Origin of the sequence: Polaribacter haliotis (assembly GCF_014784055.1) — a bacterium.
GTDB lineage: Bacteria > Bacteroidota > Bacteroidia > Flavobacteriales > Flavobacteriaceae > Polaribacter > Polaribacter haliotis.
Genome location: NZ_CP061813.1, coordinates 2,095,286 through 2,119,359 on the forward strand (window position 1 = coordinate 2,095,286; position 24,074 = coordinate 2,119,359).

Here is a 24,074-nt window from a genome sequence, read left to right on the forward strand (position 1 = left end):
TAGTTTATGCTTTGTATATAAGCTAATTCTTAAAACAAAAATACAATATTTGAAATAAAAGAAGAATTAATTTTTACTTTAAAAGAGTAAAAAAAAATTAAATTTTTTTCAAAAAGTATTTGGAGATGTATTAAAAAGAATTATATTTGCACTCGCTAATCACAAATGTGATGCAAACTCCTCTTTAGCTCAGTTGGTTAGAGCATCTGACTGTTAATCAGAGGGTCCAAGGTTCGAGTCCTTGAAGAGGAGCAAAAAAACCTTATCAATTTTGATAAGGTTTTTTTATGCGTTCTTGTTTCTAAGAAAAACAAAACGCTAATTATCAAATAATTACCATATTACCTTACTAAACTTTATCTTCTAAATATATAATGTGCACATTATTAAATCCTGAATTTGTGCCGTGATTTAAGATTTCTATATCCGTTTAATTGAAGTAAAAAGAGTATGATGTTAAACAAACATTAAGTAATAACAGCTGTATGAAGTGTTTTTATAATCAACTTTTTAAGGTTATTTCTCCTATAAATTTCTAACGCACTCTTATTTTCCTTCTCTATTATTAATTTAAACAGATAAAGTTTAAAATATTTTCTTCCTAAAATTAAATATCCTTAACTAACATGACATCTGCGAATCTAGTTGAATCTTCTTATTTCAGAATAATATTTTTTTTTAAAATGTACAAATTATTAGTTGCATTACAAAACCAGTATTGGTTGTCTTTTTTTTTGAAGCTCCTAAATCAGTGGATAATTCATTAATATTTTTAAAATTATAGTAATTTTAAGTCTAAGAAAAGAGTCATAAATATACTCAATACAAAAATTCTATTTTAAATTTAAAAAAAAAACAAAAAAGTGTTTGCGAGATAAACAAAACATATTATATTTGCACCTCTCTTAAAACACATAGAATTAATTTTATTGTTTTTTGAATAAGTTCTAAATAAAATAATGACTGCGAAAGTAGCTCAGGGGTAGAGCATCACCTTGCCAAGGTGGGGGTCGCGGGTTCAAATCCCGTCTTTCGCTCTATTTTTATAATACCAATGCTGAAGTGGTGGAATTGGTAGACACGCTGGACTTAAAATCCAGTGGTCAGTAATGGCCGTGCGGGTTCAAGTCCCGCCTTCAGTACAAGAACCGTAGCATTTATTTGTTACGGTTTTTTTGTTTTTAATATTTGCTTTTATTTCAAATGAAACTTGTAAAAACAATTACCCTATTATAACTTCATTCTTTTAAAACTATCAAAATAAAAAAGGCAGTGATTTGGAATCACTACCTTTTAATTAAAATTCTAAATAAAAATTAATCTTTTTTAACTTCAGATTTCCCTAAAAACTTAACTTTTATCTCAGCGGCAGAACTCCATTCTTTTCCATTGACTTCAGATAATGCTACTAATTTATAATATCTACCTCTTTTTTCTGAAAAATTTACGGTTTGTAATTCGTTGGAATTAGGCCATTTCCCTGAAGCTACTGCACTTCCCCAGTCAGAAGTATTATTACTAACATAAAATTTATATTTTGCAATTCTACCATTTTGATTTCCCTGTCTTGGCAAATACGTAAACCCTGAAATATTTTTAGATTCTCCTAAATCAATTTGTAATTCGTGTGGTAATCGATTATTTCCTGAAGACCATTTTGTATGCCAAAAAGTACCATTATTCCCATCAATTGCATGTTTTGCAGGACTATTTCCTCCAGAAGTTTCTTCACTATCTACATAATGTACTTTAGGAGTAATAATTTTATTATATTTTATAAAGTCTTTTAATGTTTGAGAGCTAGTACCTCTAGAATCCGTAACTTTTAAAGTCACATCAAAACTTTTCCCAGCATTTTTAGAATAAGTTATTGTAGGTCGCTCTAGAGTTGATGTTGTTGGTGTACCTCCTGGGAAACTCCAAAAATATGTAGCCTTTTTATCTACAACAGAATAATCTGCAAATTTAACAATAGAGTTATTTTCATCAAAAGTATTTCTATTTGCAGTAATATTAGCTTTGGGAGCTGTTAATTCAATTAAATCATTTTCCCAAATACCTCTTGAAGTCCCTAAACGTAATTTTCCTTTTGCATAATTTATAAACATAAAAGGCGTTTTACCTGCTTGCATTCCTTTTCCGAATAACTTCCAATTTGCCATTCCTTTTTTTCTATAATAAACGCCAAAACCAGTTCCTGCATACAAAATATCATTACTTCCTCTTTGATAAATTATAGAGTATATTTGTTGATTTGGCAAACCAGTTGAATAATCGCTCCAAGTTTTACCTCCATCTATAGACTTTATAATCTTAACTTCATTTTTTGTTCCTCTTAGAGTAACCCATAAATGATTAGGATCTTTATCACTAACTGCAAGTCTCCAAAGAGAATTATCTCCTATTAAAGAAGAAGAAGGTCCAACTTCAGACCAAGTTACACCTTCATCTGTAGATTTAATAACTCTATTAGGATCCACAACTGCATATACGTAATTAGCATTAGCAAAACTTGTTTTAACAGCAACTGCATTTCTCTTTTCTATTTCAAAATTTTTAATCACTTGCCAACTTGCAGCATTATCAGTTGACTTTGCTAATTTATACGTCTTATTTCTATCTCCATAATCACTACCATAAATTGTATAATATTGATGCGGATGAAACTCCAAATTGTCTAAAACAATGTATCCTAGCTCAATTCCTAAATTTTGCATTTGATGTCCTTTTTTACCAGTTAATGATCTTTTAACACGTTCATGTCCCCAAGGATGGTTATACATATATTGATCATCAATTGGGTTTACATTCGCAGCCATAGCATCTGCACCGTTAACACCAATCCAACCACCATAAACAGTATCGTCTCTATAACATATTTGGTTATGATTCAGGCCCACTGCCATTATATCATTTTTAAAAGACTGACTAAAGCCCCACAATTCTTGAACTCCAAGTCCATCACTTTTGTCTTTTACTACAGTCTTTCCTCTATCTGAAGAATTATAAACACCTCCGTCATTTGAATTCCAAATATTATCTCCAATAATAGAAAGTCCATGATGATCTCCATGAACTCCTGTATGAGCATCGTTAGATTTATAACGATCGTATTGTTTTCCTGTTACGATATTTCCAGATGTATCAAATTTCCAAGTTGCACCTCCATCTGTACTTATTTTTAATTTATTAGCAGCACATGCTAGAAAATTCTCATCTGTTTCTGAAACAGTAAAAGCAAAATTCCAAGTAATTTGAGCTAAATGAGCAGTTCCTGATAAAAAATCTGAAGCTCCTTGCGCATTTTCTAATGGGTTTGTCTCCTCACCACAACATTTTTTCCCGAATGAAAGCCCCGAATCTGATGACTTAAAAAAAGAAATTTTATCGTTAGAACCACCACCATTAAAACCAATCGCAATATATACTACATTTTCATTCGCAGGTGTAGTCGCTAACCTTCCTCGATGAGATTTTGTTGAATAATTTGCTGGATAACCATTACTGATTGTAGTAAAAGAGCTACCACTATTTTTGGATCTTTTAAAATTAATCCAGTTAGAGGTCGAAGATTCTTCCAAAATATATAAAGTATTTGGGTCATTTGGTTTTATACGCATATCCCAAATCTTTTTTGTAGTTTGATATTTTTGAGTCCAAGTAACACCACCATCTATAGATTTCATTAATTTATAAGAATTTCTTTCAGCTGTTGTCGCATAAACAATATCACTATTTGTGGTTGCAACATCTAACCAATTTAATTGACCGTAAGATTCTGGCTTAAACTTTCTTAGACCAGTATATGACCAATGCAAACCTCCATCAATAGATTTTACAACACCTATATCTGTATTTGCATAAACAATTTCTGAATCTTTTCGACTGTAAATAATTTCATTCACCCATTCTACTTCTGGTACATCTCCAGAAACAAAATTGTAATTTTCTCCATTATTATAGGTATGCCATATTCCAGCAGTTGCAGCTCCAATCAAAACAGAGTTTGTATTTGTGGGATTAATTCGTATCGATCTAACAACACCACTTCCAGCATTATCTTGGGTTTTATTCCAATTTAAGAATAATTGAGACCATGCCTCCCCTTCTTGGGATTTACAAGAAAAAATAGAAGCTAAGAAAATTAAGAGCAGTACTATAGTTCTTATTGGATAAAGTGTAGATTTCATATTATAGTATTAGTTAAGTATTTATTAGTGTGAGCTAAATTATATTTACAAAACTAGTATTTCGTCTTCTATATGTAGTATGAATTTTTAATCAAAAAAGGGAGCTTATTTCATAAGATCTCGGTATTTTATAGAAGAAAATAACAAGAATAAAAAAAGCTGAAAATTTATTTTCAGCTTTTTTTTAACAATTAATAAATCCCCCAATTTATAATTGTGTCACTATGATAATTTAACTCAACTTAAAATTATACTTGTAATCCCTAATTACACTACAAAGAAACAATCTTTCTAAGTGTTATTTATAAAATTTCGATAAATAGAATAAAATAATAGTTGATTGGTAAGTTTATTTCGATTACTCGTTTTTATAACAAGTTCAATCTTTCCATTAATTCACTTTTATGAGATCTACTAATAGGAATAACATGTTTTTCAATTAAAACTGAATTATCTTCTATATCTATAATTTTTGAAGTATTTATTATAAATGATCTATGAATTCTCATAAACATATTGGAGGGTAATTTGTCGTCTATTTTCTTTAAAGTAGAATGAACTATATAGTTTTTCTTATGTGTTTTAATCTTAATATAATCTCCCTTCGCTTCAATTAAAAGAATCTCAGGTATGTTAATTTTCACTAACCTTTTATCTACATGAACAAATATAAAATCTTTCTTTTCGACTTCTATAGTTTTAGTAATATTAACATTAGAATCTACTTTTAATAATTTATCAATAGATTTTAAGAAACGTTCTAATTTTACTGGTTTTAATAAATAATCGACAACAGCATCATATTCGAACGCTTCTAATGCAAAAGTTTTATCTGATGTTGTTAAAATAATTTTAGGTAATATTTTTAAAGTTTTCATAAAGTCGAACCCAGAAAACGAAGGCATATGTATGTCTAAAAAAATAACTTCAACTGAATTTGAATTTAAGTATTTTATAGCATCTATTGCAGAAGAAAATTCTTCTTTTACTTCTAATTTTGTTTGTTTACACAACTGCTTTATAATCAATCTAGCAGATACATCATCATCTATGATTATACAATTCATAACTTTTGGGGACTTATTTATCGTTTAAATATACATTAATTCTCTCTAAAATTGTTATTAAATTAGCATATTGTTCCGAATGCTTATTTTTTATTTCTAATTCTACTTTTGATGCTAAATCAAAGCTTTTCTCCATACCAAACATACTAATTTTATGTTTTATTTTATGGATATTAAATGAAAGCTGTTTATAATCTTTCTCCTCAAAATTTTTCTTTATTGAAGATAATTCTTTTGGAAATTCGTCTTTTAAAATTGTGAGCATAGATGTCTCAAAATCTTTATCTCCTCCAGAAATTTGCTGAATGTAATTAAGGTTAGGTTTTTCCAACTTAGATAGAAATTTGACGATTTATTTGTTGACTTAAAGATATTAAAGTTTCTGTTCTTGAAATTCCTTTAATTGTTTGAATATTATTTTGAAGCAGGCTTAGAAGATGATCGTTACTTTTACAAATAATTTTAATAAAAATTGGGTAATTACCTGTTGTATAATGACTTTCAACTACTTCTGGAATATTTTTTATTTGTTTGATTACAGTAGATATTTCTCCAACTGAATCTAAAAAAATTCCCACGAAAGCAGTTGTTGTATATCCTAAAATTTTTGGATTTAGCTTTAAATTATATCCATCTATTAATTTAGTTTTTTCTAATTTCCTTAATCTTTGATGAATCGCGGCTCCAGAAATACCTACTTCTCTAGCAATACTTAAAACTGGCGTTCTAGCATCTTTTACCAATGTTTTGATAATTATTTTGTCTATCCCGTCAATTTTCATATTTAATAATTTCGCATAAAGGTAAAAAAAATAGAGAACACAAACTGTATTCTCTATTTTTCATTTATTAGTATAATTACATATTGTTACTGCAATACAAAATCTTCCATAAATTTTGTTGTGTAGTTTCCTGCAATATAATCTGGATGATCCATTAATTGTCTGTGAAAAGGAATTGTTGTTTTAACTCCTTCAATTACAAATTCATCTAAAGCTCTCTTCATCTTATTAATTGCTTCTTCTCTAGTTTGAGCTGTAACAATTAATTTTGCTATCATAGAATCGTAATTTGGCGGAATCATATAGCCAGCATATACATGAGTATCCATTCTTACTCCATGACCTCCTGGTGTATGTAAAGTTGTAATTTTCCCTGGAGCTGGTCTAAAATTATTATATGGATCTTCTGCATTTATTCTACATTCGATTGAATGTAATTGAGGATAATAGTTTTTTCCTGAAATTGGAACTCCAGCGGCTACTAAAATTTGTTCACGAATTAAATCGTAATTTACAACTTCTTCTGTAATTGGGTGCTCTACCTGAATACGAGTATTCATTTCCATAAAATAGAAATTTCTGTGCTTATCTACTAAAAATTCTACAGTTCCTGCACCTTCGTATTTTATGTATTCTGCTGCTTTTACAGCTGCATTTCCCATTGCTTCTCTTAATTCATCCGTCATGAAAGGAGAAGGTGTTTCTTCTGTTAACTTTTGATGACGTCTTTGTACAGAACAATCTCTCTCAGATAAGTGACATGCTTTTCCGAAAGAATCTCCCACAATTTGAATTTCTATATGTCTTGGCTCTTCAATAAGCTTTTCCATATACATATCGTCATTTCCGAAAGCTGCTTTAGATTCTTGTCTAGCAGATTCCCAAGCTTCTTTTAAATCTTCTTCTTTCCAAACGGCTCTCATACCTTTTCCACCTCCACCTGCAGATGCCTTTAACATAACTGGGTAGCCTGTTTCTAGGGCTACTTTTTGGCAATTTTCAAAATCGATAATTACACCTTCACTTCCTGGAACACATGGAACACCTGCAGCAATCATTGTAGATTTTGCATTTGCTTTATCTCCCATTTGGTCAATCATATCTCCAGTAGCTCCAATAAATTTTATATTGTGTTCTTCGCAAAGTCTAGAAAATTTTGCGTTTTCTGACAAAAAACCATATCCTGGATGGATAGCATCTGCATTGGTAATTTCTGCAGCTGCAATAATATTAGGCATTTTTAAATACGATTCTGAACTTGCTGGAGGGCCAATACAAACAGCCTCGTCTGCAAATCTTACATGCAAACTCTCTGCATCTGCAGTAGAATATACTGCAACCGTTTTAATACCCATTTCTTTACAAGTTCTAATTACACGTAATGCAATTTCACCCCTGTTGGCAATTAATATTTTTTTAAACATCTTTGTAGTATTCGTTTGTTAGAAAATTGTCAATTAGAAAATATTCGTCTATAATTTAATAATTATAATATCGATTTCTAAATTAACTTACGATGGATCTACTAAAAACAATGGTTGATCAAATTCTACAGGAGAGGAATCGTCCACTAAAATTTTAACAACTTTACCTGAAATTTCAGATTCTATTTCGTTAAATAATTTCATTGCTTCGATTACACATACTGTATCACCAACTTTAATCTCCGATCCAACTTCTACGAAATTTGGTTTTTCTGGTGCTGGTTTCCTGTAAAATGTTCCAATTATTGGAGACTTAACAGTAATATACTTTGCATTGTCACTTTCTGCTTGGGCAACTACAGGCTCACCTGAAGCAGGCTGTGGAGTAGCTATTGGTGCAGCCATTTGTGGCATACCTTGCATAGGTGCAGCTTGTACAATTGTAGTTTCTGTTTTTTCTGTACCTGTTTTAATTGTAATTTTTACATCTTCCATTTCTAACTTTACCTCGCTAGCGCCAGATTTAGCTACAAATTTTATAAGATTTTGAATTTCTTTAATATCCATTTTTCTTATTGTTTAGTTTGTTTAGTATTATGAATTGTATGCCCATTTTAAGTATGCAGCTCCCCATGTGAAACCACCACCAAATGCAGCAAAAATTAAATTATCTCCTTTTTTTAATTCATTTTCATAGTCCGCTAATAAAAGTGGTAAAGTTGCAGATGTTGTATTTCCATACTTCTGGATATTCATCATTACTTTATCCGAGGAAACTCCTACTCTTTTTGCAGTTGCTTCTATAATTCTCTTATTTGCTTGATGAGCAACTAACCATTGAATGTCTGGTTCTGTTAAGTTGTTTCTAGTTAACATTTTTTCTGCAACATCTGCCATATTAGAAACAGCATATTTAAAAACTGTTTTTCCTTCTTGATATACAAAATGCTTATTAGCTTCAACAGTTTCTTTTGTAGTTGGCATAATGGAACCACCTGCTTCGATTCTTAAGAAATCTCTACCAATTCCATCGCTTCTTAAATATTCGTCTTGCAGACCTAAACCGTCGTTATTTGGTTCAAATAAAACAGCTCCTGCCCCATCTCCAAAGATAATACATGTTGCTCTGTCTGTATAATCTATAATAGAAGACATTTTATCTGCTCCTATTAATAATACTTTCTTATATCTTCCTGACTCTATATAACTTGCTGCTGTAGACATTCCGTATAAAAAACTAGAACATGCTGCTTGCAAATCATAACCAAATGCATTTATTGCACCAATTTCTGTAGCTACGTAGGCAGCTGTAGAGGCTACTGGTAAATCTGGAGTAGCAGTTGCGACAATAACTAGGTCTATTTCTGCTGGGTTACAGTTTGATTTTTGTAATAATTCTTCGGCTGCTTTAATTGCCATGTATGAAGTTCCTAAACCTTCTCCTTTAAGGATTCTTCTTTCTTTTATTCCAGTTCTTGTTGTTATCCACTCGTCATTAGTCTCAACATAGCCTTCCAACTCTTTATTTGTTAGAATATATTCAGGAACATACTTCCCTACTGCTGTAATTGCTGCAGTGATTTTAGTCATAATTTTTGGTTTGTTATCCAAATGTTAAGGAAATTCAAAGTAATGAAAATATTTTCACTTTTTAGGAAAAAGTTATCAAAAACGGTGAATTTTAGTATAAAAACGCAAAAAAACCCTCAAAATTGAGGGTTTTTCAAACATTTTAATTGTTTTTTAAGCTTCTGCAACTGCAGATTCCAATACTATTTGACCTCGGTAATATAATTTACCTTCGTGCCAATGAGCTCTGTGATATAAATGTGCCTCACCAGTTGTTGGATCTGTAGCGATCTGCTGATAAGATGCTTTATAATGTGTTCTCCTTTTATCTCTTCTCGTTTTGGAAATTTTTCTTTTAGGATGCGCCATTTTATGTCTTTTTTTCTGTTATTAAATTCTTTAATTTATCCCACCTTGGGTCTGTTTCTTCAACAGTTTGTACTTTTTTTATTTTTAGTTCTTCTAGTTTATTTAATGCTTCAGACTCCATAGTTCCATCCAAAACTTTTGGATGTATTCTTTTGTTTGGAACCGCCAACACAATCATTTCATAAATAAATTGTGCTACATTAAATTCGTACGCTTCGTGAGGTAATATTAAAATTTCTTCATTATCATCATTATATTCTGGACCAAATTTTACAACTAAGGGTAAAACCGAAGTTATTTCTTGATCGAACATTTCATTTGTAACATCGCAAGGAACATTTACGGTTCCTGAAGCAGTAAAAACAAGCTCAAATAAAGTGCTTTTTTTTACAAAATCTAAAGTGACATTTATAGAAGATTTTTCAAACTCATCGTAATTAAACGTATTAAAGAACGTATTGTCAATAGAATATTCGAATAAATGCTTTCCTTCTTTTAATCCTACAAACGATATGTTGAATTGTTTTAAGTCTTTCATTATCATACATCAATTGAGCGTGCAAAGATATAAAAAAATGTTTTACACACCTCTTTCTTTTGAAAAAAATTAATTATGTTAATTACTTTACTAATAGTTGATTTTTAGTAAGCTGTAAATACTCGTTTCTATTCTTATAAATTTGAATGCCAGCAAACAAAGCTTCTGTAAAAGAAGAAGGGTTTGCTAATTTTTTTCCTGCAATATCGAAACCTGTTCCATGGTCTGGAGAAGTTCTAATTTTATTTAGACCTGCCGTAAAATTTACACCATTACCAAACGAAAGTGCTTTAAAAGGAGCCAAACCTTGGTCGTGATAGGTTGCTAAAACGCCATCGAACTGCTTATAGGTTTCTGAACCAAAAAAACCATCTGCTGCATATGGCCCAAAAACTAAAGTTCCATTTTCTTTAATTTCATCTATCGTTGGTTTTATAATTTCGTCATCTTCTTTTCCAATTACACCATTATCTCCACAATGTGGATTCAAAGATAAAACAGCAATTTTTGGTTTGCTAATACCAAAATCTTTCTTTAAAGATTCGTGCATTATTTTAACCTTCTCTTTAATAAGTGCTGGTGTAATTGCTTCTGCAACTTTAGAAATTGGAATATGTCCAGTAATTAAACCTATTCTTAATTTATCTGTCATTAGAATCATTAAGCTATTACCTTCTAAATTTGCTTCTAGATACTCTGTATGTCCAGGAAAGTTGAATGTTTCCGATTGAATATTTTCTTTATTAATTGGTGCAGTAAGCAAAACATTTATTTTATCTTCCTTTAAATGCTCCATAGCAAATGCTAATGATTTTGCAGCATATTCTCCAGAAACTTTAGTTGAAACTCCTAATTCTAAATCAACATCTTCTTTCCAAATATTTAAAACATTTATTTTATTATGGTTAATTTGATTTATTGATGTAATTCCATGAACTGGAATATCTAAACTTAGTGCTTTTTTATGATAAGAAATAACTTTGGTAGCTCCAAATAAAACTGGAGTACAAAAATCTAACATTCTTTTATCTTGAAATGTTTTTAAAATTACTTCTATTCCAATTCCATTTAAATCTCCAATTGAAATTCCAACGATAATTTTATCAGATTTATCCATAGTAACTCTTGTAATATTAGTATTTTTGATTTGCACAAAAGTAACCAAAATTTAGCGAAATGTTTACAGGAATTATAGAAACACTTGGAGTTGTAACAAATATAGAAAAAGAGCAAGAAAATGTTCATTTAACTATTAAAAGTAACATTACAAACGAACTTAAAATAGACCAAAGTGTTGCTCATAATGGAGTTTGCTTAACAGTAGTTGCAATAAACAATAATGAATATACTGTTACTGCTATTAAGGAAACATTAGACAAAACAACGATTGGCATATTAAAAAACGCTGATAAAGTAAATTTAGAACGCGCCATGAAATTAGGCGACAGATTAGATGGACACATTGTACAAGGTCATGTAGACGAAACTGGTATTTGCACAAATATTGAAAATCAAAATGGAAGTACTGTATTTACATTTAGCTATAATTCTGAAAAAAATAATATAACTATAGAAAAAGGTTCAATTACTGTAAATGGAGTAAGTTTAACAGTAGTAAATTCTAAAAATAATTCTTTTAGTGTAGCAATTATACCATATACTTTTGAAAACACATCATTCAAAAACATGTCATTAAATGATAAGGTAAATTTGGAGTTTGATGTTATTGGAAAGTACGTTAGTAGATTAACGATTAGATAGAGAATTATTGTCTAACCTTGTTAACCCCATATATTAATCCCGAAACGAATAAAAACAGTAAACCTCCATCTACTGGAAGACCAGGTGGTGGTGGTGGTGGCATTGGTGGTGGAACAACTTGTCCATTAACAATGCATGTGTATATAAGTACTGTAAACAGTACCAAAAAAGTTTTTTTCTTCATTTTATATCCCCCCAGATTAAAATTTTGAAATATTTATAGTTGCAAATATATAATTTTTAAATTAAATACTTGCTTAAAATAAAGTGGTCCCACTTGGGCTCGAACCAAGGACCACCTGATTATGAGTCAGGTGCTCTAACCAACTGAGCTATGGGACCAAAATTATTGGATGCAAATGTACTATTTATTTTAAAAATCTAATAAGAAAAAAGAAAAATCTTAAACAGATCTATTCATTAACCATAAACCAAAGTTCTTTAGGTTCGTTTTACTAGCTGTATCAATATCCATTTTAGCCAATGTATCAAAAGCTTTTTGAGTATAATTCTCTATTTGATCTTTTACTAAATTAGGAATATCATTTACTTTAAAAATTCTTTTAACATCTGCAATTTTAACAGTATTCTCTTTTAGTTTCTTTCTGTAAAGATATTTTAACTTTCCTTTATCATGATCATTAGAAACTTCTAACGCTTTTAAATATAAATACGTTTTTTTGTTTTCAATAATATCTCCCCCTATTTGTTTTCCGAATGTTTCTGGGTTTCCAAAAGTGTCTAAATAATCGTCTTGCAACTGAAAAGCCAAACCTAAATTCAGTCCAAAATCATAAATTAAATTTGCATTTTCATCATTGGTTTCTGCAACAATTGCACCCATTTTTAAAGCCGCTGCAACCAAAACCGATGTTTTTAAACGAATCATATTAATATATTCATCTATAGTAACATCATTTCTTGTTTCAAAATCTACATCTAATTGTTGTCCATCACAAACTTCTAAAGCAGTTTTACTAAATAATTTTGCTAATTTTTGAAAAACAACAGGCTCGTAATTCTCAAAATATTGATATGCCAAGATTAACATTGCATCTCCAGAAAGAATTCCTGTATTTAAATCCCATTTTTCATGAACAGTTACTTTACCTCTTCTTAAAGGTGCATCGTCCATTATATCATCATGTATTAAAGTAAAATTATGAAAAACCTCAACAGCCAAAGCAGCTGGTAATGCTTTCTTATAATTAGAAGAAAAAATATCTGCCGCCATTAAAGTTAAAACTGGGCGAATTCTTTTACCTCCTAATTGTATGATATAATCAATTGGTTCATATAAATTTTTAGGCTCTCTAACCCAATTTTTTGATTCTAAATAAGTTAGAAATTCTTTTTGATAATGTAAAATGTCCAAATCTATAATTTTTGGTAAAAATAATGTAAAGATTTTTCTCTTCGATATCTAAATGTTAAAAAATATTTAAAACTTTGGAAACTTTTATTGTTTCTAAAGTTTCCTTATGTATATTTGCACTCGAATTATGAAAGAAAAAATAATAGAAAAATCGACAGAACTATTCTTAAATTTAGGTTTTAAGAGTGTTACTATGGACGAAATAGCGAGTTCGTTAGGGGTTTCTAAAAAAACAATTTACAAGTATTTTAGTAATAAAACAGCACTTGTTTCTGCAGTGACAGATTTTATGTTTACAAATATTTCTACGGGAATTAATATGATTTGTGAACTAAAAAAGAATCCTATTGATGAAATTTTTGATATTAAACGATTTGTAATGTCTAACTTAAAAGACGAAAAATCATCTCCACAATATCAATTACAAAAATATTACCCTAAAATCTTTGCTTCCATTAAAAAGAAACAATTTGAAGTAATGCAAGAATGTGTAATAGAGAACCTAAATCACGGTAAAAATCAAGGTTTATATAGAAAAGAAATTGATGTTGAGTTTATTTCACGCATCTATTTCTCTGGAATGATGTCTATTAAAGACAAAGATATTTTTCCTCTAAATGATTACTCTATGAACACTCTAATGGACAATTATTTAGAATACCATTTAAGAGGAATTTGCACAGAAAAAGGAATACAACAATTAAAAAATCAACTAAATCAGAAATAAAAAAAAAATGAAAAAAATACTATTGATGTTTTTTATTAGCTCATTTTATTTGAGTTTAAATGCTCAAGAAAAACAAATGAGTCTTTCTTTAGAGGAAGCAATTAATTTTGCTTTAGAGAATAGTTATAACACAAAAACATCTCAAAACGACATACTTTCTGCACAGAAAAAAGTTTGGGAAACCACCACAATTGGTTTGCCACAAATTGATGCGAAAATAGATTATCAGAATTTTATAAAGCAACCTGTAACTCTTGCCGATTTCGATGGAGATGGAACAAATGAAGAATTTGTTTTTGGAACCAAACAAAATATGAATGCCACAGTTACTTTAAGACAATTATTATTTGATGGCTCTTATTTAGTTGGTTTACAAGCATCTAAAACTTATTTAAAAATTTCTGAACAAGCAAATATTAAAACTGAAATGGTAACCAAAGAAGCTGTTATAAATGCTTATGGTAATGTTTTAGTGAGTGAAAATACCATTTCAATTTTAGAAAGAAACATTAAAATTCTTCAGAAAAATTATGATGATGCAAAAAAAATCTATGAAAACGGATTGAATGAAGAGGAAGATGTAGAGCAATTAGAAATTACTTTAGGGAGTTTAAAAAATCAGCTTGGTAATGTTGTTAGAATGAAATATATCGCATACCAAATGCTAAATCTTTCTATTGGAAGTTCTATTGACACAAAGCTAACTTTAACTGATAGTTTAGACTCTTTAACGATGCAAAATATCGATTTAGGTATTATTGCAACAGAGTTTAATGTCGATAATCATATCGATTTTAAAATTGCAGAAAACGATCGTGAATCTAAACGTTTATTGGTAAAATTAGAACAAAGTAAAGCTTTACCTAGCTTAAGTGCTTTTGTTAATTACGGTGCTCAAGCAAATTCAGATTCTTTTACGTTTTTAAAAAGCGACCAACGTTGGTTCGATTCTTCATTATTGGGCGTAAGTTTAAACATTCCTATTTTTAGTAGTTTAGGGAGAAGTGCAAAAACTGCACAAGCAAAAATCGATTTAGAAACTGCAGATTTACGTTTGCAAGAAACAAAGCAACGTTTAAGTTTACAAGCTCAAAAAGTAAAAAACGATTATCAATTTAGTATCGAAAACTATCAAACATCAAAAAGAAACCTTGCTTTATCAGAAAGAATAGAAAAGAAGCAAAGAATTAAATTTTTCGAAGGAATTTCTACAAGTTTCGATTTATTACAAGCACAAAATCAATTATATACACAGCAGCAAAACTACATACAATCTATGTTAGATGTTATCGCTAAAAAAGCTGCATTAGAAAACGCATTAAACTTACCAATCAAATAATTACAACCATGAAAAAAATATATTTAGTAATATTAGTAACGCTTGTTTTTGCTTCTTGTGGAGATAAAAAAGAAGTTTCGGTTGATGAAATTTTAGCTACAAATAATGTTGCTCAAATTAAATCGAAAAAAGCAGATTTAGATGCAAAACAACAAGAATTAGCAACTGAATTAAAAAAGTTAAATGACAAGTTAGAAGAGTTTAATGTAGACAAAAACATCCCTTTAATTACTACTTACACAGTAAAAGAGGAAGTTTTTACACACTTTATTGAGTTACAAGGAAATGTACAAACAAAACAAAACGTTTTAATCTACCCAGAAATGCCTGGTATTTTAGAAAGTGTTTATGTTAAAGAAGGACAAAAAGTTTCTAAAGGACAAGTTTTAGCAAGAATTGATGATGGAGGAATGTCTTCTCAATTAGCACAATTAGAAGCAAATGCACAATTAGCAAAAACAACTTACGAACGTCAAAAAAGATTATGGGATCAAAAAATTGGTTCAGAAATTCAGTTTTTACAAGCAAAAACTTCTTATGAAGCGCAAACAAGTGCTGTAAAACAACTAAAAAGTCAGTTAGGAAAATCTACAATTAGAGCTCCTTTTTCTGGAATTATAGACGATGTTTTTAAAGAAAGAGGAACTGTTGTTGCTCCAGGAATGGGTGCAGAAATTTTTAGAATTGTAAACTTATCTAACATGTATATAGAGACAGAAGTTCCAGAAACATACATTGGTAGTATTACAGAAAACAAAGATGTGGAAGTTAATTTTCCTGTTCTTGGAGAAACTGTAAATTCTAAAATTAGACAAGTTGGTAATTTTATAAACCCTAATAACAGATCTTTTAAAATTGAAATCGGAGTTCCTAATTTAAAAGGGAAAGTAAAACCTAACTTAACTGCAAGGTTAAAATTAAACGATTACACAAACCCAAATGCCATTTTAATTCCACAATCTATTATTTCTGAAAACGCAAAAGGAGAGCAGTTTATCTATATTATTAAAGATAAAAAAGAAAATAACGAAGCTGTAGCAGAAAGATTGGTTATTAAAACTGGAAAAACGCAAGGAGACATGATTGAAGTTCTAGGAAATCTTCCTGCAGATTCAGAAATTATTATTGAAGGTGCAAGAAGTGTAAATAACGGTCAGGCTGTAAAAGTGATTAATAAAAAGCAATAAAATGGCGGATAAAAATAAACAAGTAGATAAAGAGTTTAAACTTTCGTCTTGGGCAATAAATAATAAAACAACTATTTATGTCGCAATGTTTTTGATTCTTTATTTAGGAATCTCGGCATATTTTACAATGCCAAGAGAAAATTTTCCTGAAATAAACGAAACCAAAATTTACATTAGTTCTGTATATCCTGGAAACACTGCAGAAGATATAGAGAAATTAGTTACAAATCCTTTAGAAGATAGGCTAAAATCTGTAAGTAATGTAGTTAAAATTACCTCAACTTCTCAAGAAGATTATTCTATTATTACTGTAGAGTTTGACGAGAAAATTGATGTAAAAGATGCAAAACAGAAGGTAAAAGACGAAATAGATCAAGAAACAGCAGGTGAAGATTGGCCAACTTTTAACGGCGCAAAAGTAACACCAAATGTTTTTGAGTTGAGTATGTCTGAAGAAATTCCGATTCTTAATATTAATATTTCTGGAAATTACCCAGTTGCAAAACTGAAAGAATATGGAGAATACTTACAAGATGAAATTGAAGATTTAACGGAAATCAAAAAAGTAGATATTCGTGGAGCACAAGAAAAAGAAGTAGAAGTTGCTGTAGATATTTACAAAATGATGGCTGCAAAAGTCAGTTTCGATGATATTACAAACGCTATAAATCGTGGAAATGTAACCATGTCTGCTGGTAATTTTATTACAAGTCAGCAAAGAAGAACCATTAGAATTATTGGTGAAATAGAAAAACCATCTGATTTAGGAGATTTTGTAATTAAGGCAGAAAATGGGAATCCTATTTACTTAAAAGATGTTGCAGAAATTTTCTTTAGAGACAAAGACAAAACAACCTACGCAAGAGAAAATGGCGAAGCTGTTGTAATGTTAGATGTTAAGAAAAGATCTGGTGAAAACATGGTTGCTGCAGCAGATAAAATTGGTAAAATTGTGGCACAAGCAAAACAAAATCATTTTCCACCAGATTTAAAAGTAACTATTGCAAACGATCAATCTCCAAAAACAATTGGGCAAGTAGACGATTTGGTAAACAATATCATCTTTGGAGTTATTTTGGTAGTAATTGTTTTAATGTTTTTCCTTGGATTTAAAAACGCAATTTTCGTTGGTTTCGCAATACCAATGTCTATGTTTATGTCTTTAATGATTTTAGGCGGATTAGGTTATACATTAAATACAATGGTGCTTTTCGGGTTAATTATGGGACTTGGAATGCTGGTAGATAATGGAATTGTGGTTGTAGAAAACGTCTACAGATTAATGGACGAAGAAGGGATGACCAGAATTGAAGCTGCCAAAAAAGGTATTGGAGAAATTGCTTTTCCTATTATTATTTCTACTGCAACTACTGTTGCAGCATTTATTCCTTTGGGTCTTTGGCCAGGAATTATGGGACAGTTTATGGTAATTTTACCAATAACTTTATCTATTGTTTTAGGTTCATCATTATTTGTTGCAATTTTCTTTAACTCTGTTTTAGTTTCTCAATTTATGAGTACAGAAGATAAAGACATGCCATTAAAAAGCATTATCAAATTAACAAGTATTATGGCAATTATTGGGTTGTTCATTTTCTTCTTTGGAGGCGAATACAACGCTTTAGGTACTTTAATGATTTTCACTGCAATTATGTTGTGGGTTTATAGACTATTCTTAAGAAAAGCTGCAAATTATTTTCAGAAAAACACGTTGGTTACTTTAGAAAATTGGTATGGAAGACAATTGAAAAAAGCATTATCTGGCTGGACTCCTTATGTTTTAGTTACTGGAACTTTTATTTTATTATTTGTCGCATTTGCAGGTTTTGGTTGGTCTGTAGGTGAACAAAGAACAAAAATTGAGTTTTTCCCAGATAACAAACCAAACCAAATTATTGTTTATATCGAGTATCCTGAAGGAACAGATATTGAGAAAACAAACCAAATTACTAAAGAAATAGAACAGAAAGTTTACGGTGTTTTAAACCAAGATATGTACATCAAAAATGGTGAAAATTTCATGGTAGAAAGTACAGTTTCTCAAGTTGGTGAAGGTGCAGGAAATCCACAAACAGATGGAGGTTCTTCTGCAGAAATGCCTCATAAAGGAAAAATTACTGCTTCTATGCGTGAGTACAAATATAGAAATGGAGAAGACAGTGAAATTCTACGTCAGAAAGTACAAGCTGCTTTGGTTGGTATTTATCCTGGAGTTTTAATTTCTGTTGAAAAAGATGCAAATGGACCACCTGCAGGTGCACCAATTAATATAGAATTGAATGGTGAAGATTACGAAGAATTAATTTTTACGGCAGAAAGAATGCGCGATTATTTAAACACGCAAAGTATTTCTGGTGTAGATGAATTAAAAATTGATGTAAATAAATCGAAACCAGGAATGCAAGTTTTGGTAGATCGTAAAAAAGCAGGGGAATTAGGTGTTTCTACAGGTCAAGTAGGGCAACAATTAAGAGCTTCCATTTTTGGAAATAAAGCCGGTATTTACAAAGAAAACGGAGAAGATTACGATATTTATGTTCGTTTTAACGAAGATGATAGGTATGATAAAAGTGCTGTTTTTAATCAGAAAATAACTTTTAGAGACCCAGCTTCTGGTAAAATAAAAGAAATTCCTGTTTCTGCTGTTGCTACTCAAACCAATAGTTCTGGTTTTAGTGCGATTAAGCATAAAAATGTAAAAAGAGTAGTAACTGTTTATTCTGCATTGTCTCCTGGAGAAACAGATGCTGGTGCTGTTGTTGCGAAGATTCAGAATTCGATGAAGAATTTTAAAGACTTGCCTAAAGGAATTAAAATTGATTATACTGGACAAATTGAAGAACAAAACAAACAAATGAACTTTTTGGTTGGTGCGTTTTTTACAGGTTTAATGTTGATTTTCTTCATCTTAATTTTCCAATTTAATTCGGTTTCTAAACCAGGAATTATAATGTTGGCAATCTTTTTAAGTTTTATTGGAGTTTTCGGAGGTTTGGTTATTTCTGGAGCGCCTTTTGTTATTATGATGACCATGGTTGGTATTATTTCACTCGCTGGAATTGTAGTAAATAACGGAGTTGTGCTATTAGATTATGCGCAGTTATTAATTGACAGAAGAAAAATACAAGATGGTGTTGCAGATGAAGATTATTTGCCTTTAAATAGTTTATTCGAATCTGTAGTTAAAGCTGGTAAAGCACGTTTAAGACCTGTTTTATTAACTGCAATTACTACTATTTTAGGATTAATTCCTTTAGCTATTGGATTAAATATTAACTTCTTTACCTTGTTTAGCGAGTTTGATGCCAATATTTACATGGGTGGTGACAATGTTGTTTTCTGGGGACCTTTAGCGAAAACTGTTATTTATGGTTTACTAATTGCAACCTTCTTAACATTGATTGTAGTTCCTATTTTATTCTTCTTAATTACAAAGTTGAAAATGAGAATAAAAGGACAATTACCTCATCAATTAGAAAAGCAAAAAGAAGAATTAATCTTTAATATGGATAAAAGGTTGGATGAAAAAAATCAAATTTAATTTATTAAATTAATTTTATAGAAATAAGGGCTGAAATTTATAAGATTTCAGCCTTTTTTGTATTTTCGAAATAATGTTTGAACAAAAGAAAAAATCTTTTACAGTTGAAGAGCTTAAGCGCAAATTAGAAAACTATTGCGTTTACCAGGATAGATGCCATAAAGAAGTGGAACAAAAAATGCATGAGTTTAACCTGATTCCTGAAGCTAGAGAAATAATTCTCTTAAGTTTAATGAAAGATAATTTTTTAAACGAAGAACGTTTTTCTAAAAGTTTTGCTCGTGGAAAATTCAGAATAAAAAGCTGGGGAAAACAACGAATTGTAAGAGAGCTAAAATTTAGAGATATTTCTGCCTACAATATAAAAACTGCTTTAAAAGAAATTGACGAAACCGAGTATATTGAAACCGTTTACAGAATTACAGAAAATAGAAATGAAGTAATTTCTGAACCTAATATTTACAAAAGAAAAAAAAAACTAATCGATTTTTTAATGCGAAAAGGCTTTGAAAATGAGTTGATTTACAAAGTTGTAAAAGAAGTGGTTTCCTGATTTAAATGATACTATTAAGTAATACTAAAAGTTAGTAAGTAAGCTTAGCCCAGATTGAGTGGTATGTTTGAGCTCTTTTATCTCTTAAAAAAGAGATAAAAAGCGAGTAACGAAAGCTGGAAACAGCTCCAAAAACTATTTATTATACTTCCTTAAAAAAATGGAATCGTTTTTTTTCTTGGCTTGTATTACTTTTTGAATATCATCATTTGGAATTACAACAGACAAAACATAGTGCTTTATTTTCCAAGAATTACTTGTTTTTTCTAAAACTCCAGAACCTCTACAGGTTCCCATCCAAGTTTTTAATAATTCGTCGAACCAAGCAAAATTGGTTGTTTCGTTTACATAAATATTTCGCTCTAATGTAGTAAAGTTCCATGCTTTTCCTTTGTCGAAATATGGTTTACTAAAGCTAGAAAATTGCTCTTTCGTCCAATTTTCTTCGGCTGCAGTTCCAATATAAACAGAAACACTGTCTAAAGCTCCAAAATAATTATCGAAATTGGCTTCTGATGCTGCTTTATGCCAATTAGTTAGTATTGTGTTTATTTTGCTTTTTTCCTTAGTTTTGTCAACTGGTTTATTAACATTCGGAAAAGTACAAGCAACCAATGTAATTAACAATAATAAGAAGAGGATTATATTTTTCATTTTGTATTATTATTCTGGAATTTGTTCTTTTAATTTATTTTTTTCTAAAAGTTTTTGCTTTGAACGTAAATCGATAGATTTTTTAGAAACCGTATCTATTTTTGTGGAATCTAAACCAATAAAATCGAACTGAATATCTATTTCGTCTTCGAATCTTTTTTTAGTTAAAGTTGTGTTTATTTTAGTATTTACAGCCGAAAATGCAAGAATTGTTTTATCTACTTGTTTGTTTATGTCTGTCGCTTTAATTGCAGAAATTAATGTTAAATCTGCCAAGCGTAAACTTTCGTTGTATAAAATATTTACACGAGTTTTAAAAGAAGGTGTGTCAAATAAACTAGGTGTTACACTGTCCTTTAAACTCTTTACCAAATCTCTTAATTCTAAAGCATTGCTTAGGGCTTCATTTGGAGATATTTCTCTAAATTTAACAAAAAAAGAATCTATTTCTTTTAATTCTTGCCAATTTTCGACCTCTTTTAAAAAGTCTGGTTTAACACTTACAGTTGCATTGTGTTTTTTTACAACACGCATTAAAGGTTTTGCTTTTTCTAAATCTGCAATATCTTGGGTTTTATTTCCACAAGAAATTACAAAAACGCTTAACAGTAAAAGGATTAGATATTTCACAATTTATTTTAAGTTGTAAAAATACATAATTTAAAAACACACAAATGCATTTTAAGAAAATACTAACAAATCAAAAAAATAAAGTTTCAATTTTATCAAATAATTAATTAAACGAATCTTTTTTACGAATACTTAAATAATTACCTTTGTTATTGATTTTAATTTAAATATTGATATGAGTGAAACTATCCTAATTTTAGGAGCAAGTGGGCAAATTGGAAATGAATTAACCCAAAAATTGCGATCTATTTATGGAAACAATAATGTAATTGCTTCCGATATTAAAGAAGGAAATAAAGACATGATGGTTTCTGGTCCTTTTGAAATTATTGATGCAACAGACAAAGAAACCATTCTAAAAATGGTTAAAAAATATAAAGTTTCTCAAATTTATTTACTGGCTGCAATGTTATCTGCAACAGCAGAAAAATTTCCACAAAAGGCATGGAATTTAAACATGACATCTCTTTTAGCTGTTTTAGATTTAGCGAAAGAAAAACATATAAAACAAGTGTATTGGCCAAGTTCTATTGCTGTTTTTGGCCCTACAACTCCCAAAAAAAATACGCCACAAAAAACCATAATGGAACCTTCTACAGTTTACGGAATTAGTAAAATTTCTGGCGAATTTTGGTGTAATTATTACCACGAAAAATTTGGTGTAGATGTTCGTAGTTTAAGGTATCCTGGAATTATTTCTTGGAAAACAAAACCAGGTGGAGGCACCACAGATTATGCTGTGGATATTTATTTTAAAGCCGTTAAAGATGGTAGTTACGAATGTTTTTTATCAGAAAAAACACGTTTACCAATGATGTACATGAACGATGCTGTAAATGCAACCATACAACTAATGCAAGCTAAAAGCGAAGATGTTAAAATTAGATCTTCCTATAATTTGGCAGCCATCGATTTTACACCAGAAGAAATTGCATCTGAGATTAAAAAACATATTCCAGATTTTAAAATTACTTATAAACCAGATTTTAGACAACAAATTGCAGATAGCTGGCCTTCTTCAATTAACGATTCTGAAGCAAGAAAAGATTGGAAATGGAAACACAGTTTCGATTTATCTTCGATGACAATAGACATTATTAAAAACCTGAAATCGTAAAAACAAGGATGTAAGTTTATGTACAAACTTCGTCTAAACCAAAGAATTTAGTACTATTTATTATGAAAGAAATTATAGAAAAAAGTTTAATAAAGACTTTGTCTTATAAAAAATATAGAGTCTTAATTAGCGATTTACTTTCTGCAGGAAAATCGACTGGCTCAGAACAATCTGCAGCTTTAACAAATTATAGTTTGTTAAACGACAGAAGAATGAAACGTTTAGACAAAACTATTAAAATTTCTAACGAAACTGTCTTGGAATTTAAACAAATACAAGAACCACAAATTTGGTTAGTAATTACAGAAGGCTGGTGTGGAGATGCAGCACAGAATTTGCCAGTAATTAATAAAATTGCAGAAACAAATTCTAAAATTGACTTAAAAATAGTTTTAAGAGATGATAATTTAGAATTAATGGATTTGTTTTTAACAAATGATGGAAGAGCGATTCCAAAATTAATTGCCTTAGATACAAATAACGATGTAATTTTTACTTGGGGACCAAGACCAACTGTAGCTACAAAAATGGTTGCAGATTATAAAGCTGAAAATGGAAGTTTAGACGCACAATTTAAACAAGATTTACAAGTTTGGTATAATAAAAACAAGGGACAAAGTGTACAAGACGATTTTATTGCGCTTGCAAAAAATAGCGTATCTAAAGAAGTGTAACAATATAGAAGCACATTATATAAAACCGTAAGCTTAATTTAAGTTTACGGTTTTTCTTTTGGTTATATTTGTATTTCAAAATAAAAATGATGTTAGTAGAATTCGATTCGATTCCAGAAGATGCAAAAGTGTGGATTTATCCATCTAGCAGAAAATTTTATGCCAATGAAATTGATGAAGTTACCAAAAAGGTAAAAAAATTCGTTGAAACTTGGAAAACAGAAAACGAAGATTTTAAGGCTTCCTATAAAATTTTATACAATCGTTTTATTGTTTTATCTGCAGACGATATTACTACAACGCTTACTAACAAAGATATAGACACTTCTGTTACTTTTATTATAGAGTTGCAAGAAATTTATAATGTGGAGCTTTTAGACAAAATGAATGTTTGTTTTAAACAAGGTGAATTTGTACAATACAAAGAATTAAAAGACTTTAAAAAATTACTAAAAAACAAAGCTGTTACTGCTAAAACGATTGTATTCGATAATTTAATTACTACAAAACAAGAATTCGAAAACCATTGGGAAGTAGCAATTGAAGATAGTTGGTACAGTCGATTTTTAAGATAAGT

At 30.0% G+C, this 24,074-nt stretch carries 23 protein-coding genes and 4 tRNA genes; 12 read left to right on the plus strand and 15 right to left on the minus strand.

The features are described from left to right. Positions 1-178 precede the first annotated feature (178 nt). The 3 genes from H9I45_RS08935 (at position 179) to H9I45_RS08945 (ending at position 1,142) form a co-directional block, all read left to right on the plus strand. Positions 179-252: transfer RNA gene (locus H9I45_RS08935), tRNA-Asn, on the plus strand. A gap of 713 nt (positions 253-965) precedes the next feature. Continuing rightward, positions 966-1,037, plus strand: a tRNA-Gly gene (locus H9I45_RS08940). A gap of 19 nt (positions 1,038-1,056) precedes the next feature. Continuing rightward, positions 1,057-1,142: transfer RNA gene (locus H9I45_RS08945), tRNA-Leu, on the plus strand. Between the two features lie 174 nt (positions 1,143-1,316). Here the strand turns inward: H9I45_RS08945 and H9I45_RS08950 are convergent. The 10 genes from H9I45_RS08950 to pdxA all read right to left on the minus strand — a co-directional run bounded on the left by H9I45_RS08950 (position 1,317) and on the right by pdxA (position 11,056). Continuing rightward, the gene (locus H9I45_RS08950; protein WP_088354917.1) at positions 1,317-4,190 is read right to left on the minus strand and encodes a discoidin domain-containing protein; all 2,874 of its coding nucleotides are present in this window, start codon (positions 4,188-4,190) and stop codon (positions 1,317-1,319) included. Between the two features lie 368 nt (positions 4,191-4,558). Further along, positions 4,559-5,257, minus strand: coding sequence for a LytR/AlgR family response regulator transcription factor (locus H9I45_RS08955; RefSeq protein WP_088354916.1), 699 nt, complete (start codon positions 5,255-5,257; stop codon positions 4,559-4,561). A gap of 13 nt (positions 5,258-5,270) precedes the next feature. Next, on the minus strand, positions 5,271-5,588 hold the full coding sequence (locus tag H9I45_RS08960) for an Hpt domain-containing protein (protein WP_088354915.1): 318 nt from the start codon (positions 5,586-5,588) through the stop codon (positions 5,271-5,273). Position 5,589: 1 nt separating this feature from the next. After that, complete coding sequence (locus H9I45_RS08965; RefSeq protein WP_088354914.1) at positions 5,590-6,039, minus strand: Lrp/AsnC ligand binding domain-containing protein; 450 nt, start codon at positions 6,037-6,039, stop codon at positions 5,590-5,592. Positions 6,040-6,125: 86 nt separating this feature from the next. Then, positions 6,126-7,463 carry an acetyl-CoA carboxylase biotin carboxylase subunit gene (gene accC / locus H9I45_RS08970; RefSeq protein ID WP_088354913.1) on the minus strand — a complete coding sequence of 446 codons (1,338 nt, stop codon included), beginning with the start codon at positions 7,461-7,463 and terminating at the stop codon, positions 6,126-6,128. An 87-nt stretch (positions 7,464-7,550) separates the two neighbouring features. Then, positions 7,551-8,030, minus strand: coding sequence for an acetyl-CoA carboxylase biotin carboxyl carrier protein (accB, locus tag H9I45_RS08975; protein WP_088354912.1), 480 nt, complete (start codon positions 8,028-8,030; stop codon positions 7,551-7,553). Between the two features lie 27 nt (positions 8,031-8,057). Next, a complete protein-coding gene (locus H9I45_RS08980) occupies positions 8,058-9,053 on the minus strand; it encodes a beta-ketoacyl-ACP synthase III (RefSeq protein WP_088354911.1) in 996 nt (331 codons plus the stop codon). 153 nt (positions 9,054-9,206) lie between these two features. Next, the gene (gene rpmF / locus H9I45_RS08985; protein WP_088354910.1) at positions 9,207-9,401 is read right to left on the minus strand and encodes a 50S ribosomal protein L32; all 195 of its coding nucleotides are present in this window, start codon (positions 9,399-9,401) and stop codon (positions 9,207-9,209) included. A gap of 1 nt (position 9,402) precedes the next feature. Then, positions 9,403-9,939, minus strand: coding sequence for a YceD family protein (locus H9I45_RS08990; RefSeq protein ID WP_088354909.1), 537 nt, complete (start codon positions 9,937-9,939; stop codon positions 9,403-9,405). A gap of 82 nt (positions 9,940-10,021) precedes the next feature. Beyond that, positions 10,022-11,056: a 4-hydroxythreonine-4-phosphate dehydrogenase PdxA gene (gene pdxA, locus H9I45_RS08995; RefSeq protein ID WP_088354908.1), complete on the minus strand. Its 1,035-nt coding sequence runs from the start codon at positions 11,054-11,056 to the stop codon at positions 10,022-10,024. Positions 11,057-11,115: 59 nt separating this feature from the next. On the opposite strand from pdxA, the gene H9I45_RS09000 reads away from it, so the two are divergent. Beyond that, on the plus strand, positions 11,116-11,700 hold the full coding sequence (locus tag H9I45_RS09000) for a riboflavin synthase (protein WP_088354907.1): 585 nt from the start codon (positions 11,116-11,118) through the stop codon (positions 11,698-11,700). A 4-nt stretch (positions 11,701-11,704) separates the two neighbouring features. On the opposite strand, the gene H9I45_RS09005 is transcribed toward H9I45_RS09000, so the two are convergent. From H9I45_RS09005 to H9I45_RS09015, 3 genes are all read right to left on the minus strand, one after another. Next, positions 11,705-11,866, minus strand: coding sequence for a PID-CTERM protein-sorting domain-containing protein (locus tag H9I45_RS09005; protein ID WP_228454817.1), 162 nt, complete (start codon positions 11,864-11,866; stop codon positions 11,705-11,707). 102 nt (positions 11,867-11,968) lie between these two features. Continuing rightward, positions 11,969-12,042 (minus strand) — tRNA-Ile (locus H9I45_RS09010). 61 nt (positions 12,043-12,103) lie between these two features. Next, positions 12,104-13,075, minus strand: a complete 972-nt coding sequence (locus H9I45_RS09015; protein ID WP_176397589.1) for a polyprenyl synthetase family protein — start codon at positions 13,073-13,075, stop codon at positions 12,104-12,106. Positions 13,076-13,202: 127 nt separating this feature from the next. Here H9I45_RS09015 and H9I45_RS09020 point away from each other — a divergent pair, with 127 nt between their 5' ends. From H9I45_RS09020 to H9I45_RS09040, 5 genes are all read left to right on the plus strand, one after another. Beyond that, positions 13,203-13,802 carry a TetR/AcrR family transcriptional regulator gene (locus tag H9I45_RS09020; RefSeq protein ID WP_088354904.1) on the plus strand — a complete coding sequence of 200 codons (600 nt, stop codon included), beginning with the start codon at positions 13,203-13,205 and terminating at the stop codon, positions 13,800-13,802. A 7-nt stretch (positions 13,803-13,809) separates the two neighbouring features. Continuing rightward, positions 13,810-15,141 carry a TolC family protein gene (locus tag H9I45_RS09025; RefSeq protein ID WP_088354903.1) on the plus strand — a complete coding sequence of 444 codons (1,332 nt, stop codon included), beginning with the start codon at positions 13,810-13,812 and terminating at the stop codon, positions 15,139-15,141. A gap of 8 nt (positions 15,142-15,149) precedes the next feature. Then, positions 15,150-16,328, plus strand: coding sequence for an efflux RND transporter periplasmic adaptor subunit (locus tag H9I45_RS09030; RefSeq protein ID WP_088354902.1), 1,179 nt, complete (start codon positions 15,150-15,152; stop codon positions 16,326-16,328). 1 nt (position 16,329) lies between these two features. Next, complete coding sequence (locus H9I45_RS09035) at positions 16,330-19,869, plus strand: efflux RND transporter permease subunit (RefSeq protein ID WP_088354901.1); 3,540 nt, start codon at positions 16,330-16,332, stop codon at positions 19,867-19,869. 73 nt (positions 19,870-19,942) lie between these two features. Continuing rightward, the gene (locus H9I45_RS09040; RefSeq protein ID WP_088354900.1) at positions 19,943-20,422 is read left to right on the plus strand and encodes a regulatory protein RecX; all 480 of its coding nucleotides are present in this window, start codon (positions 19,943-19,945) and stop codon (positions 20,420-20,422) included. Between the two features lie 135 nt (positions 20,423-20,557). Here H9I45_RS09040 and H9I45_RS09045 read toward each other — a convergent pair whose 3' ends face one another. Both H9I45_RS09045 and H9I45_RS09050 read right to left on the minus strand, forming a co-directional pair. After that, the gene (locus H9I45_RS09045; RefSeq protein ID WP_088354899.1) at positions 20,558-21,076 is read right to left on the minus strand and encodes a nuclear transport factor 2 family protein; all 519 of its coding nucleotides are present in this window, start codon (positions 21,074-21,076) and stop codon (positions 20,558-20,560) included. A gap of 9 nt (positions 21,077-21,085) precedes the next feature. Then, positions 21,086-21,706 (minus strand): hypothetical protein, encoded by a 621-nt coding sequence (locus H9I45_RS09050; RefSeq protein ID WP_088354898.1) that lies wholly within the window; start codon positions 21,704-21,706, stop codon positions 21,086-21,088. A gap of 175 nt (positions 21,707-21,881) precedes the next feature. On the opposite strand from H9I45_RS09050, the gene H9I45_RS09055 reads away from it, so the two are divergent. The 3 genes from H9I45_RS09055 to H9I45_RS09065 all read left to right on the plus strand — a co-directional run bounded on the left by H9I45_RS09055 (position 21,882) and on the right by H9I45_RS09065 (position 24,072). After that, positions 21,882-22,823, plus strand: coding sequence for an NAD-dependent epimerase/dehydratase family protein (locus tag H9I45_RS09055; RefSeq protein WP_088354897.1), 942 nt, complete (start codon positions 21,882-21,884; stop codon positions 22,821-22,823). A 62-nt stretch (positions 22,824-22,885) separates the two neighbouring features. Then, positions 22,886-23,497, plus strand: a complete 612-nt coding sequence (locus H9I45_RS09060) for a thioredoxin family protein (RefSeq protein WP_088354896.1) — start codon at positions 22,886-22,888, stop codon at positions 23,495-23,497. Positions 23,498-23,583: 86 nt separating this feature from the next. Next, positions 23,584-24,072: an ABC transporter ATPase gene (locus H9I45_RS09065; RefSeq protein WP_317043388.1), complete on the plus strand. Its 489-nt coding sequence runs from the start codon at positions 23,584-23,586 to the stop codon at positions 24,070-24,072. Positions 24,073-24,074: the final 2 nt, after the last annotated feature.